Source organism: Neisseria mucosa, assembly GCF_003044445.1.
Classification (GTDB): Bacteria; Pseudomonadota; Gammaproteobacteria; order Burkholderiales; family Neisseriaceae; genus Neisseria; species Neisseria mucosa_A.
Genome location: NZ_POWX01000008.1, coordinates 32427 through 46616 on the forward strand (window position 1 = coordinate 32427; position 14190 = coordinate 46616).

The following is a 14190-nucleotide window of genomic DNA, read 5'->3' on the forward strand; positions in this document are numbered from 1 at the left end:
TTACTGCTCGTCTTTGGGTGTCGCTTTAGGCGCAGCTGCAAGGCTTTTCAGCAGCTCGCTGTCTCCCAAGACTTTTCCGATTAATTCTTCAGCACCACTCTTACCATCCATATATGAAAGCAGGTTGGCAAGCTCTGTACGCGCTTGTAGGAGTTCGTTTAAAGGACCTACTTTTTTGGCGATTGCTGCCGGAGAGAAATCATCCATGCTTTCCAATTCAAGTTCTACATTCAAGTTGCCTTCCCCGGTAAGCGTGTTTTTGACATTAAATGCGACACGCGGTTTGAGGGCTTTCATGCGTTCATCGAAATTATCTACGTCAATTTCCAAAAATTTACGTTCGGCCAATTCAGGTAGCGGCTCTACGGGTTTACCGACCAAATCTGCCATCACACCCATAACGAATGGAAGCTCAATTTTTTTCTCAGAACCGTAAAGTTCTACATCGTACTCAATCTGTACGCGAGGTGCCCGGTTGCGGGCAATAAATTTTTGTCCGGATGATTTGTTTCGTGACATATTCAATGACCTTTAAATGATAAAAGTTGTTTATTTAAACGAACTTTAAATATTGCGGATAGACTAGCTTATTCGTTGGAAGTTCCCGTTTCTTCGTCCTGCTTCCCGATCAAAACTTCCAGATTGGCAATGCTTTCAGGACTAATATCTTTCATGATGTCGTAGAAGTTCATATTCATTTGTCGCTGTACCCTACGGATAAATAGTGGGGCAGGGTGGCTGGGTTCCAGCGTTTCGAAGTAGATACAGATTTTTTCCAAAGCCAAATCGACATCAGCACGATTTTTGATATTCAGACGACGCCAAGCATCCGCTTCTTGAAGGGTTGATTGCTCTTGGGCAACGGTCAAAACGGGTGTTTCAGCGGGTTGTTCTGTTTGTTCAGCCTGTTGCAGCTGCGGGGTACTTCCATCGTTGTAATTGATGGCTTTGTGGATCAGGGTGAGCGGTTTTTGAATCACTTCAAAATTGAGTGAGTGTTCGTCTTGCAGCTGGGTCGAGAAAGTGTTTTGAATATCTTTCAGATGGTCTAATGCCTGGATTAAGGCAATCAATTCCGGTTTGCCGGTATCAGCACTTACCCTAATATCGAGCATCAAACGTTCTTTGCCGCCCGGATAACTTTGCGGGTCATTGCCTTGCAAGACAGAAACTGCTTCTTTAACGGTAATAGGCTGTTGGGTCAGGCCATTTACTAATAATTTGGCTGAAAATACTTCTTTGGCGATGCCATCAAGTGTCGTGAATGCACTTAATGCATTGATTCGATAAAACGGGTCGGGTTCGCCGTCCTCATCTTCGAGTTTGGGATATAGGGATTTCCAATATAGATCCACATTGGTTTTGATGGCTTCGCAGCCAGCGCAAAAGCCAACCAGCCCGTGTTTTGCGGTAAGAGCCTGTGTGTAATAGGCTAAAACATGGAGGTCTTTTGATTCAGCCAGCAGTTGATTACATAGCTTCTCTACTGTAGCCCAATCAGGTTCTTCAGCAGGAATGATGGTGTCACCATATTGACGTTCCGGTTTTCCTTCGGCAGCGCTTTGAAGCTCTAAAAAGCGGCTATCATATTCAATATTTACCCCTTCAGGGGTGTCGGCGGAAATTGGTTCAGCCCATAGAGGAAATGTACTCATCTACTTATAATCCAAATATTTTATTAAACAGAGAGCACGTCGGCTCCCCGTCTCTTTCTATATGGTTACCACTTTCGCATTCCATCCAAAAGCTACCGATGTTATCTGTTTTGGATAAAAAAATGAGGAAAGATTCAGATAGCGGATTGGTAGGTTTGTGAATTGTATCTAAGCAATCTTTTAAAACACATTTACCATTAATCAATGTTTGGTTAAAAAAATCTATATTTTTATAAAAGAAATTAATAGATTTTAACTGTTCGGAAGGAGTGTAAGGCTTTTGAAATAATATAAAAGGATATTGTCGACCTGTTTGGTCGGAGCTAAGGGCAGTTATACCTGTATAGGTTATGTTCGCAGGCAGTTTAATACAAAACAGCCAAATACGAGATGCGAAAAGTACCTTTCGGGTAAATGGAATTAACTTATCTTGGTTGGTGCAACGACCAAACCATCCATCCCAAAAGTTTTTATCGTTAGCTTGGAGATTGTCAGAAACAATAAAATCACGAGATTGATTTAATTTTCCGAAAAAGTAGGTTTCTATTTGCTGCATAAATAACAATCACGCAGTGTAAAATTAACAAAAGATAAAGTTACTTAAGGTATTAATTATGCCTTTGCCTTAAACCATATCCAATATGGCTGATGCGTATATATACTTTACCATAATTTTGGTTTATGTATTAATATATTTTTTTCTATTTAAAATAATAGGTAAGGTAATTAAGTTATGTAAAAAAGATATTTACGGAACATTTTTTATTATTTTACTGTCGTATAATACAATTTATTTGCTGTATGTTGTTTGTTATAATCAGCGAAAACAAACCCATTTTAAAATATCAGAAATTAATTTTGCCTTAATCTTCAAACCTGTGGAGATCTCAGGTTTTTCATTTTAAAAGCAATAGAAGCTCGACGGAGGGAGTAAGTGCATGGCCTCTTTCGGTAACACTTTCGGTGTTCTCATTCCTAAACCAGCCGCACCAGCCATGGTGTCTCAAGGCTCTGCCAATCCACCCGAGCCGCTGACCAATGCCGCAGGACCGGTCGATGTGATAGAAATGGTTGCCGATGTTGCTTCCACTGCCCTTTCCATAGTTGCGCCTGATTCTGCTGCAGCCGATGCAGTTGATGCCATATCCGAACTGGTTTCCCTTGCGTCCATGATACCCGGTCAGCCGGGCCCCAAGCCGCCTTCCCGTAAAATGGTCAGTGGTTTTAGCGGCGGCATGGGCATGGGCTTCGATGGCGGGGTGGTTACCTCGGGTCATGGCCACTGTATTCCTTGTAAGGTAGCTGCTGCCACAAATGTTGGTAACCCCGTAAATGCAGTGCTCGGTATCAAAGTCCTATTTGACGATACCGAGACCGACTTTGCCTTCGATTCCCCGCTTCCACTTGTTTGGCAGCGCAGCTACTATTCCGACCAAATAGGAAACGGCTGGTTGGGGCAGGGGTGGTCGCTGCCGTTCTCCATGCGTCTTGTCCGTACTGCCGACGGATTCCTTTATATTGATGAACAGGGCAGGGAAATTCCGTTGCCGGATATCAGTGACGAAGCGGACGAGCCTTATTCAGCAGCCGACGATGATGAAGACGATTTATATGAAGAAAAGGCTGCACCAAGACCTGCTTCCGCCGAAGAAGATCCCTACGGTCTGGATGACGCCTATTTTGATCCTTACGAACAAATCTTCTTTTCACAGATTTCAGACGACCTCTACCAAATCGCCTCCCCCGACGGCGGCGCACGGCTGTTGTTTGCCGAAGTCGATTCCGGCTGCGGCATTTACCAACTGGTCGCACAACTCGACCGCAACGGCCGCCATATCCGCCTCTGCTACGACGACAACGGGCTGCCGCACAGTATTTACGACGGCAGCGGCCGACACTTCCAACCTGTATTCTCCTCCATCCGTCTGCACGACAACGATCCCGATTTCGACCCGGCCGGGGAACGGGACGTCTTCGTTTCCGAAGACGAGCGTTTCTACGTCAACCGCCTCACCTCCGTCACCTTCAACGGCAAGGAACTGGTGCGCTACGACTACGACGGCTACGGCGATTTGACCGCCGTTTACGGACGCGACGGCAAAAAACTGCGCGGTTTCGCCTACCGCAACCACATTATGGTCGAACACAGCCAGCCCGACGGACTGGTGTCCCGCTACGAATACGACCGTTACGACCCCGACGGCAAAGTGCTCAAAAGCAGCAACAACCTCGGCGAAGAATGGACGTTCGACTACCGCAAAGACCATACCGTCGTTACCGACGCATTGGGACGGACGGAGGTGTACGGTTTCGACGAAAACCGCGAACTCGTCTACCGCATCGACGCCGACGGACAACGCAGCGACAGCGAACGCGACAGCTACGGCCGCATTACCGTAGAACGCGACCCGCTCGGACGCGAAACCCGCTATCTCTACGATACCGAAGGCAACGTCATCGCCATCACCGCGCCGGACGGCAGCAGCACCCAAATCGACTACCACGAAACCCTCAACCTGCCGGTTGCCGTCAACGATCCCGCAGGCAGGATTACCGCCTATACCTACGACGGACGCGGCAACCTCATCAGCATCACCGACCCCGCCGGTTACACCACCAGCTACGACTACAACGCCCAATGGCTGCCCGAAACCATTACTGACGCCTTAGGCAAAACCCGACGCCTACAATACGATACCCTCGACCAGCTCGTCTGCTTTACCGACTGTACCGGTGAAACCACCCGTTTCGGTTACACCGAATACGGCGATCTCGAAACCGTTACCGATGCGCTGGGCCATACCACCCGCCACCATTACGACGCAGCAGGCAACCCCGTCCGTACCGACTATCCCGACGGCAGTCACGAAACCTTCGAATACGACCGCCTCAACCGTCTGACCGCCCACATCGACGGACTCGGTGCCAAAACCGCCTACGAACTCGCAGTGGACGGACTGCCGCTCAAACGCACCAACGCGCTGGGCCATACCTTCGCCTACGCCTACGACAAAGCCCGCCGTCTGACCGTCCTCACCAACGAAAACGGCGAAACCTACCGTCTCGATTACGACCCGACCGACAACCTGATCCAAGAAACCGGCTGGGACGGCAAAATCACCGCCTACGGCTACGATGCCGCCGGACAACTGGTCCAACAGACCGAATACGGCCAAAGCACCGATCAAGGTCGTCTGAAAGACCGTCCCGAGACTTGGCACATCCACCGGTTTAAACGCAACATCCTCGGCCAACTGATCGAAAAACAAAGCCGCAAAGTCTCCAGCCGCAACGGACAAAGCAAAGACGAAGGCATCAGCCGCACCCGTTTCGAATACGACCCCATTACCGGCAACCTGACCAAAGCCCGCAACCAACACAGCAGCGTCGAACTCGCCTACGACGAACTCGACCGCCTCATCGGCGAAACCACCGTCCACAACGGCCAAAGCGCCACCGTAGGCTACCGATACGACCCGTTGGGCAACCGCATCCGCACCATCCTGCCCGACGGCCGCCATATCGATTACCTGTACTACGGCAGCGGACACCTGCACCAAATCAGCCTCGACGGCGAAGTCATAACCGACATCGAGCGCGACAAACTGCACCGAGAAATTCAAAGGACGCAGGGCAGCATCAGCAGCCTGTACGACTACGACCCCATGGGCCGTCTGAAAAACCAGCGTACCGTCTGGAACGGCACACCAACACCCCGCGGCAAACAAAACCCGCTGACCGGCGGCGCCGTCAACCGCCGCTACGCCTACGACAAAGCCGGCAACCTGATTCAAAGTGCCGACCAAAGAAGCGGCGTCCTTAATTACGTTTACGACAAAATCGGACGCATTCAGGAAGCCCGCAACAGCCAAACCGGCCGCAGCGAAACCTTCGCCTTCGACCCCGCCCACAACATCCTCGACATCCCAGCATCTACTCCCTCTCCCGTGGGAGAGGGCAAAACGACCGCGCCGATTTCAGACGACCCCAAAACTCAAGGTCGTCTGAAATCACCTGCCAACCCTAACCTTGTCAGCGGCAACCGCCTCAAAGAATACAACGGCATCGAATACACCTACGACGCCTTGGGCAACCTAATCTACCGTCAGCTGCCCAATGGCGAAAACCAATATTACCAATACGATTTAGAAAACCAACTCGTCCGCGCCGAAATCAAAAAGCCCGCCGGCAATACTGAGATTTGGACATACGCCTACGACCCGTTCGGACGACGCCTTTCCAAAGAACGCCAAGACAAACTCGCCTGGACGAGCACCGAACCGAAACGCACCCACTTCGTCTGGGACGGCACGCGATTACTTCAGGAGTACACCTACAAAGGAAACTACACCTATATCTATACCGACCAAGACAGCTACGAACCGCTGGCGCAAGTCTTTGACAACGCCAAAGACGAAACCCAATACCTCGCCTATTTCCACAACGACCAAATCGGCATACCGAGGGAGATGACCGACATCCACGGCAATCTCTTATGGTACGGCGAATACACCGCATGGGGTCGTCTGAAAAAGGATGAGCGGGTTTACAAGAACGCGCACCAGCCGTTCAGATTGCAAAACCAATACTTCGATGAAGAGACCGGGCTGCATTACAACCTGATGCGCTATTACGAGCCTGAGGCCGGGCGGTTTGTGAATCAGGATCCGATTGGGTTGTTGGGCGGGGATAATCTTTATCAGTTTGCTTCTAATATTCAAAATTGGGTTGATTTTTTAGGACTGCGAAGAAGTTATGCAGGAAAACAGGAACGTATTAGGGCACTTGCAACTGATAAATCTCAACCTCGTTTTGTCCGTGGCTGGGTGCAGAATGAAATTAGAAGAGTAGAAGGATTAAAAGCTGCGGGAAGAAGTGGTAGGTTAAGACTCCCTCCTGGTTTTGATTTGGCACATTGGAGAGGCTACGAAAGTGCTAAAGGGTTTAGTTATACCTTCACAAGTCTTCTTACTCGTATACTCCATAGATTACAGCATAAAAAAGATAATGGTGGTAGGAAACAGCCAAGAATGGGGTCAAAAAAATGTGGAGGTAAAACTGAACAAGAAATTAAAGATTCACGGAAATAAATTGAAATTATTTATTAGGAAATTAACAATGGTTTTACATCAAAAAGCAATAAATGCGATTCTTAATTTGTCCAGTCAAGAACGTTGTGAGCATACTTTAAAAAGGATAGCTGACTCTGGAGTTCTATATGTTTTAGCAGACGAAGAAGGAGATTGGATATTATGGGGAGATGAGAAAAATTCATCTTTAGCCATATGGCCTGAATTAGAATTCGCAAGAATTATGGCAAATTCTGAAGATAAGAATTCTGATATTTATGAAATTGAGATAGAAGAATTTTTAGAGGATGGGATACCATGGTTGATAGAAAATAATATAGGTATAGCTGTCTTTCCGATTCCTAATAATCCTGAAACTATTGATATGAAGGCTATTCAGTTTGCTGCCTCAGTCAATAAAATCTTAGATGAAAGTTATGATGAGGCCTTAGATTTGCCTTATCTTTAAACGAATGGTCAGTTCGAGATCCAACCAAACCGTAAGGTCGTCTGAAGAACAAATAGCAACCACAGGAAGCCGTAGCCCGCACAAAACCTTCAGTTCTGACGTAGAGTGTGTGCGGTACGTGCGCACGCGGTTTCTGTTTTTAAGACGACCTCACTATCTTCTTTGATGTCGTCTGAACCATTTGTTCTTTAACAATCTCATTGGCAGTTAACATAGAGGTCGTCTGAAAACCAACTTTCAGACGACCTCTACTAAATCGTCTCTCCCGACGGCGGCGCACCGCCTCACTTCCATCACCTTCAACGGCAAAGAACTGGTGCGCTACGACTACGACGGCTACGGCGATTTGACCGCCGTTTACGGACGCGACGGCAAAAAACTGCGCGGTTTCGCCTACCGCAACCACATTATGGTCGAACACAGCCAGCCCGACGGACTGGTGTCCCGCTACGAATACGACCGTTACGACCCCGACGGCAAAGTGCTCAAAAGCAGCAACAACCTCGGCGAAGAATGGACGTTCGACTACCGCAAAGACCATACCGTCGTTACCGACGCATTGGGACGGACGGAGGTGTACGGTTTCGACGAAAACCGCGAACTCGTCTACCGCATCGACGCCGACGGACAACGCAGCGACAGCGAACGCGACAGCTACGGCCGCATTACCGTAGAACGCGACCCGCTCGGACGCGAAACCCGCTATCTCTACGATACCGAAGGCAACGTCATCGCCATCACCGCGCCGGACGGCAGCAGCACCCAAATCGACTACCACGAAACCCTCAACCTGCCGGTTGCCGTCAACGATCCCGCAGGCAGGATTACCGCCTATACCTACGACGGACGCGGCAACCTCATCAGCATCACCGACCCCGCCGGTTACACCACCAGCTACGACTACAACGCCCAATGGCTGCCCGAAACCATTACTGACGCCTTAGGCAAAACCCGACGCCTACAATACGATACCCTCGACCAGCTCGTCTGCTTTACCGACTGTACCGGTGAAACCACCCGTTTCGGTTACACCGAATACGGCGATCTCGAAACCGTTACCGATGCGCTGGGCCATACCACCCGCCACCATTACGACGCAGCAGGCAACCCCGTCCGTACCGACTATCCCGACGGCAGTCACGAAACCTTCGAATACGACCGCCTCAACCGTCTGACCGCCCACATCGACGGACTCGGTGCCAAAACCGCCTACGAACTCGCAGTGGACGGACTGCCGCTCAAACGCACCAACGCGCTGGGCCATACCTTCGCCTACGCCTACGACAAAGCCCGCCGTCTGACCGTCCTCACCAACGAAAACGGCGAAACCTACCGTCTCGATTACGACCCGACCGACAACCTGATCCAAGAAACCGGCTGGGACGGCAAAATTACTGCCTACGGCTACGATGCTGCCGGACAGTTGATGCAACAGACCGAATACGGCCAAAGCAATAATGAAGGTCGTCTGAAAGACCGACCCGAGACTTGGCACCGAGCGGTTTGTTTTTTTGTATTGGTTGGTTTGAGTATCAATGGGAATACCCTCGTTGGGTTTGGCACAAATTGTGGCACAAATGACCGCAACCAGTAGTATATGAACAGATAAAAAACGCCCTAAATCAAGGGCGTTTGTCTATACACATACTACTGGTTACGGGCTAGGTGGGTTCAATTCCCCCCGCCTCCACCAAACCTAATTTTCAGCAGTATCCTGTAATACACATAGAGCCTTGAGCCATAATGGTTTTAAGGCTTTTTTATTGCCTTGGTTATGCTGGCGTATGCTTGGGTTTTTATCATTTATGGGGTAACTTTGGGGGTAAGTTTTCAGGAATTTCATCAAAACGTGTTTCAAATGTACCGTTTGTCTATTCGAAGTTTTGTACCCATTCTGCTAAAGCGGTTATGCTAAAAAACACAGTTTTATTATAACGTTTCAAACATTTCCTCTCGGGCTGCTTTTCCATCAATCGGACAGAGGTCGTCTGAAACCTGAATTTGGGTTTTCAGACGACCTTTTATTTGTTTGGCTACCAACATCCGGTCAATAAGAATCCGGGATGTGTTTGAAATACAGCATGACCAGATACCAAAACAGCGTCGCGGCGGCTGCGCCAAGCAGCACCCATGCGCTGATTTTGGCAACATCGCGCAGGGCGCGTTTCTGCTTGCGGCTGAAGAGGCGGTTGATAATCAGCGCGGCAAGTGCGAAAAAGAAAAAAATACGGAAAAGTCTGCCTATCATGTCGGGAAGTGGGGAGGTCGTCTGAAAAAGTATGGTTCGGGCGTGGCGGCATGGGGACGGATGTTTCAGCGCATCAGGCTGCTTGTCCGACCGTGTCAAAAAGTCATGCCGTTTGCTATATAATAACGCTTTTCGCCGCATTTGTTGGAACAGGATATGAGTCAAAATGCCTCGGTGGGCATTGTAACGCCCCAAAAAATTCCGTTTGAGATGCCGCTGGTTTTGGAAAACGGTAAAACTTTGCCGCGTTTCGATCTGATGATTGAAACCTACGGCGAGCTGAATGCCGAAAAAAACAATGCGGTTTTAATCTGCCATGCGCTGTCGGGCAACCATCATGTTGCGGGCAGGCATTCGGCGGAGGATAAATATACGGGCTGGTGGGACAATATGGTCGGGCCCGGCAAACCGATTGATACGGAACGTTTTTTCGTGGTTGGTTTGAACAATCTGGGCGGCTGCGACGGCAGCAGCGGGCCTTTGTCGATTAATCCTGAAACGGGCAGGGAATACGGCGCGGATTTTCCGGTGGTTACGGTGAAGGACTGGGTAAAATCCCAAGCCGCGCTTGCCGATTATCTCGGCATCGAGCAATGGGCGGCGATTGTCGGCGGCAGCTTGGGCGGTATGCAGGCTTTGCAATGGACGATTTCCTATCCCGAGCGCGTGCGTCATGCGTTGGTGATTGCATCTGCGCCGAAACTGTCCACGCAAAATATCGCGTTCAACGATGTGGCGCGTCAGGCGATTTTGACCGACCCTGATTTCAATGAAGGACATTACCGCAGCCACAATACCGTTCCCGCACGGGGCTTGCGGATTGCCCGCATGATGGGGCACATCACTTATCTTGCCGAAGACGGTTTGGGCAAAAAATTCGGACGCGATTTGCGTTCAAACGGCTATCAATACGGCTTTGGCGTTGAATTCGAAGTGGAATCCTATCTGCGCTATCAGGGCGACAAATTCGTCGGACGGTTCGACGCCAACACTTACCTGCTCATGACCAAGGCTTTGGACTATTTCGATCCGGCGGCGGATTTCGGCGACAGCCTGACCCGCGCCCTGCAAAATGTGAAAGCGAAATTTTTTGTCGCCAGCTTCAGCACCGACTGGCGTTTCTCACCCGCGCGTTCCAAGGAGCTGGTTAAAGCGTTGATTGCCGCGCACAAGCCGGTGCAGTATATCGAAGTCAAATCCAACCACGGCCATGACGCTTTTTTGATGGAAGACGAAGCCTATATGCGCGCCGTAGCGGCTTATATGAACAATGTGGATAAGGATTGCCGATCATGAACTTGCGCGACGATTTGCAGTTGATTTACGACTGGATTCCCGAAGGCAGCCGCGTTTTGGACTTGGGCTGCGGCGACGGCGAATTGCTGGCGGCTTTGGTGGAACACAAAAAATGCAGCGGCTACGGTATCGAAATCGACACCGACAGCGTCATCGCCGCCATGTCGCGCGGCGTGAACGTCATCCAAGCCGATTTGGAGCAAGGTTTGGCGGAGTTTGGCGACCAGACCTTTGACGTTATCGTCCTGAGCCAAACCATCCAAGCCATGCAAAATACCGAAAAAATCCTGCGCTGCCTCATGCGCGTGGCGAAACAGGCGATTGTCAGTTTCCCGAATTTCGGCTACTGGCGCAACCGCTTCCAAATCGCCATCGGCGGCCATATGCCCGTCTCCGAACGTATGCCCTACCATTGGTACGACACGCCGAACATCCATTGGTGTACGCTCAAAGACTTTGATTTATTGTGCGCCAAAAACAAAATCCGCGTTCTCGAACGCGCCGTCATGGCGGGCAACAAACAGGTCAAACATTTCCCCAACCTTTTGGGCAGCTTGGCGTTTTACCGCGTCGGCTAAGATAGACTGAGAGCCTTGTTGGCAATAACGAGGTTTTTGAGTTGTATAGTGGATTAACTTTAAACCAGGACGGCGTTACCTCGCCTTGCCGTACTATCTGTACTGTCTGCGGCTTCGTCGCCTTGTCCTGATTTAAATTTAATCCACTATACTAACAAGAGGTCGTCTGAAAATGAAAGGACAGATTTTCAGACGACCTCTTTATGTCGATAAACCTTATTTGGAAATTGTGTTTGATGAAAGTGGGAAAATCGTTTGATTACCGTATATGAAAATACCTCCAATCCGGTAAGCGGGATTGATTTGATATGATGGATTTGGAGCGTAAAAGGAGAGGGTGGAAATTGGACTTATTGGGCATTCGTTGAGAATTTGATGCGATAGCAGCTTGATTTGACGCACTCGAATCTGTCTTGTTTTGCGCCTAATTCAATATCGAAAAGACCTCGAAAATACGTATGATGCAAAAACGGCCTTATGGGATGAACCATCAAGGCCGTTTGATTTTTATCCCCGATTAGTGGGGCAAGTCTTCCGACTTCTAACCGAAGAGGGCAACAATGAGTATTGAAATCTTAATCCCCGATTCGTGGGGCAAGTCTTCCGACTGCACTCGGTTAAAAAATTTCATTATTTTCAGTCTTTTATATGGTTAAGAAAAGTTAGGATTTTCCTTAACCATCAAAAACATTATTTAATAAAATTTTAACTGAAAAGAGCAGCCGAAAGACAGACTTTTCGCTATCCGTCGGAAAACTTGTAAGGCGGATTGTAGCCATGTATTGTACATTCGACAACGCTGCTTTCTATTTCAGACGACCTTTTGCTTGTCCATCTCTCGTTTCAGCCCTTCCCTTTCGCTGCCAACATATCCAGCATCTCTGCAAGGTGGCTTCTGCCCTCTTCCTTACTCACAATCGGCTCGCCGCCTTTGCGCCCTAAAATCTTGATGTCTTCCTGCGGCATTTCGTCTATGAAGCGGCTGGGCTCGGGGAACTGCCATGTGCCTTGTTTTTTGCGTTTGACGCAGTGGGTCAGCGTAAGCTGGCGTTTGGCGCGGGTGATGCCGACGTACATCAGGCGGCGTTCTTCTTCGACGTTGTCTTCTTCGATGCTGTCGTTGTGCGGCAGAATGCCCTCTTCGCAGCCGACGAGGAAAACGTATGGGTATTCCAAACCTTTGGAGGCGTGCAGGGTCGAGAGTTTGACGGCATCGACTTCTTCTTCGCTTTTGCCTTCCAAAAGCGTCATCAAGGCGACGGTTTGGGCGAGTTCGATGATGTTTTTGCCGTCTTGCTCGCCTTTGCGCTCTAGCCAGCCGGTCAGGTCGCTGACGTTGCGCCATTTGATTTCGCCGGCTTTACCCTCTTCGCTGGCAAGCAGGTGGTTTTCGTAGTCGATTTCTTTGAGCAGGCTGTTGATGAGTTCGCCCGCTTCGCTGGTTTCGGCTTTGGCGCGGTAGCTGCCGAACATATCCATAAAGGCTTGCAGGTGTTGGCGGTTGGTGTTGTTCAATAGGGCAAGGGCTTCTTCGGTTTGTGCGGCTTCATACAGGCTACATTCGTGTTCGTGCGCGTAGGTGTTGAGCTTGCCCAGCGTTACATCGCCGATGCCGCGTTTGGGCGTGGTGACGGCGCGCAGGAAGGCGGGATCGTCGTTGGGGTTGGCAAGCAGGCGCAAATAGGACAAAACGTCTTTGATTTCGGCTTTGTCGAAAAAACTCTGCCCGCCTGAGAGTTGATAAGGAACGCGCGCGCTGCGCAAGGCTTCTTCAAAAATCCGCGCTTGATGGTTGCCGCGGTATAACACGGCGAAATCGGCGTATTGGGTTTTGTCGCTGCCGACCAGCTTCTGCTTGACGATTTGGCTGACGACCCAGTCGGCTTCGTGTTGCTCGTTTTGGCAGGCAACGACTTTGACGATTTCGCCTTCGCCGAACTGCGACCAAAGTTTTTTCGTGAACAGCTTGGGGTTGTTTTCGATGACTTTGTTGGCGATTTTGAGAATCCGCGCGGTGGAGCGGTAGTTTTGCTCCAGCTTGATGACTTTCATCTGCGGATAATCTTCCTGCATTTTGCGCAGGTTTTCCATGTTTGCGCCGCGCCATGCGTAGATGGATTGGTCGTCGTCGCCGACGGCGGTAAACATGCCTTCCGCGCCGGTCAAGAGTTTCATCAGCGTAAATTGGCAGGTGTTGGTGTCCTGACATTCGTCAACCAACAGATAACGCAGCCGCCGCTGCCATTTGTTGCGCACTTCGCTGTTTTGCTGCAACAGCACGGCGGGCAGGCGGATTAAATCGTCGAAGTCCACCGCCTGATAGCTTTGCAGGGTTTCCTGATAGCTCGCATACACGCGCGCGATTTGTTCTTCCCATGCGTTGGAGGCAGTCTGAAGCACGTCTTCGGGCGTTTTCAAATCGTTTTTCCACAGGGAAATCTGGTGCTGCGCCTTGAATAAGGCTTCTTTTCCCGTGCCGCTCAAGAGTTCGCCGATGATTTTCGCGCTGTCGGTGGAATCGAGGATAGAGAAGTTTTTTTTGTAACCGATATGGTTCGCCTCTTCGCGCAAAATCTTCATGCCCAAAGAATGGAACGTGCAAATCGTCAGCCCGCGCGTTTGCGACTTGGGCAGCATTTTGGCGACGCGCTCCTGCATTTCCGTGGCGGCTTTATTGGTAAAGGTAATCGCGGCGACGGTATGCGGCAGATAGCCGACGTTGATAATCAAATGCTTGATTTTTTGCGTAATCACGCCGGTTTTGCCGCTGCCGGCGCCGGCAAGCACGAGCAGAGGCCCGCCGAGGTATTTGACGGCGGCTTGCTGTTGGGGGTTGAGTTTCATGGGGAAAGAGTAGGGGAGTGTGTGAGGAAGA

At 50.0% G+C, this 14190-nt stretch carries 10 protein-coding genes; 5 read left to right on the plus strand and 5 right to left on the minus strand.

The genetic code is table 11. The annotated features are described in order from the left end of the window. From tssB to DBY90_RS06155, 3 genes are all read right to left on the minus strand, one after another. Positions 1 to 519: a type VI secretion system contractile sheath small subunit gene (gene tssB, locus DBY90_RS06145; protein ID WP_049254633.1), complete on the minus strand. Its 519-nt coding sequence runs from the start codon at positions 517 to 519 to the stop codon at positions 1 to 3. Between the two features lie 68 nt (positions 520 to 587). Beyond that, the gene (gene tssA / locus DBY90_RS06150; RefSeq protein ID WP_070490935.1) at positions 588 to 1655 is read right to left on the minus strand and encodes a type VI secretion system protein TssA; all 1068 of its coding nucleotides are present in this window, start codon (positions 1653 to 1655) and stop codon (positions 588 to 590) included. Between the two features lie 4 nt (positions 1656 to 1659). Next, on the minus strand, positions 1660 to 2211 hold the full coding sequence (locus DBY90_RS06155; protein WP_070655625.1) for a TagF domain-containing protein: 552 nt from the start codon (positions 2209 to 2211) through the stop codon (positions 1660 to 1662). Between the two features lie 382 nt (positions 2212 to 2593). Here DBY90_RS06155 and DBY90_RS06165 point away from each other — a divergent pair, with 382 nt between their 5' ends. The 3 genes from DBY90_RS06165 (at position 2594) to DBY90_RS06175 (ending at position 8787) form a co-directional block, all read left to right on the plus strand. Beyond that, positions 2594 to 6745 carry a DUF6531 domain-containing protein gene (locus tag DBY90_RS06165; RefSeq protein ID WP_185952185.1) on the plus strand — a complete coding sequence of 1384 codons (4152 nt, stop codon included), beginning with the start codon at positions 2594 to 2596 and terminating at the stop codon, positions 6743 to 6745. Positions 6746 to 6773: 28 nt separating this feature from the next. Then, the gene (locus tag DBY90_RS06170; RefSeq protein ID WP_070492678.1) at positions 6774 to 7193 is read left to right on the plus strand and encodes a DUF2750 domain-containing protein; all 420 of its coding nucleotides are present in this window, start codon (positions 6774 to 6776) and stop codon (positions 7191 to 7193) included. A gap of 316 nt (positions 7194 to 7509) precedes the next feature. Next, a complete protein-coding gene (locus tag DBY90_RS06175) occupies positions 7510 to 8787 on the plus strand; it encodes an RHS repeat protein (protein ID WP_199904698.1) in 1278 nt (425 codons plus the stop codon). Between the two features lie 453 nt (positions 8788 to 9240). Here DBY90_RS06175 and DBY90_RS13155 read toward each other — a convergent pair whose 3' ends face one another. Beyond that, entirely contained in the window at positions 9241 to 9441 is a 201-nt protein-coding gene (locus tag DBY90_RS13155; RefSeq protein ID WP_003675061.1) for a protein MIGRI, read from the minus strand. 156 nt (positions 9442 to 9597) lie between these two features. Here DBY90_RS13155 and metX point away from each other — a divergent pair, with 156 nt between their 5' ends. Together metX and metW are read left to right on the plus strand one after the other, a co-directional pair. Next, on the plus strand, positions 9598 to 10737 hold the full coding sequence (gene metX / locus DBY90_RS06185; protein ID WP_107824843.1) for a homoserine O-succinyltransferase MetX: 1140 nt from the start codon (positions 9598 to 9600) through the stop codon (positions 10735 to 10737). Continuing rightward, positions 10734 to 11315 (plus strand): methionine biosynthesis protein MetW, encoded by a 582-nt coding sequence (gene metW / locus DBY90_RS06190; protein WP_003675051.1) that lies wholly within the window; start codon positions 10734 to 10736, stop codon positions 11313 to 11315. The genes metX and metW overlap by 4 nt, the downstream gene beginning before the upstream one ends. 843 nt (positions 11316 to 12158) lie before the next feature. Here the strand turns inward: metW and rep are convergent. Then, positions 12159 to 14159: a DNA helicase Rep gene (rep, locus tag DBY90_RS06205; RefSeq protein ID WP_070493088.1), complete on the minus strand. Its 2001-nt coding sequence runs from the start codon at positions 14157 to 14159 to the stop codon at positions 12159 to 12161. Positions 14160 to 14190: the final 31 nt, after the last annotated feature.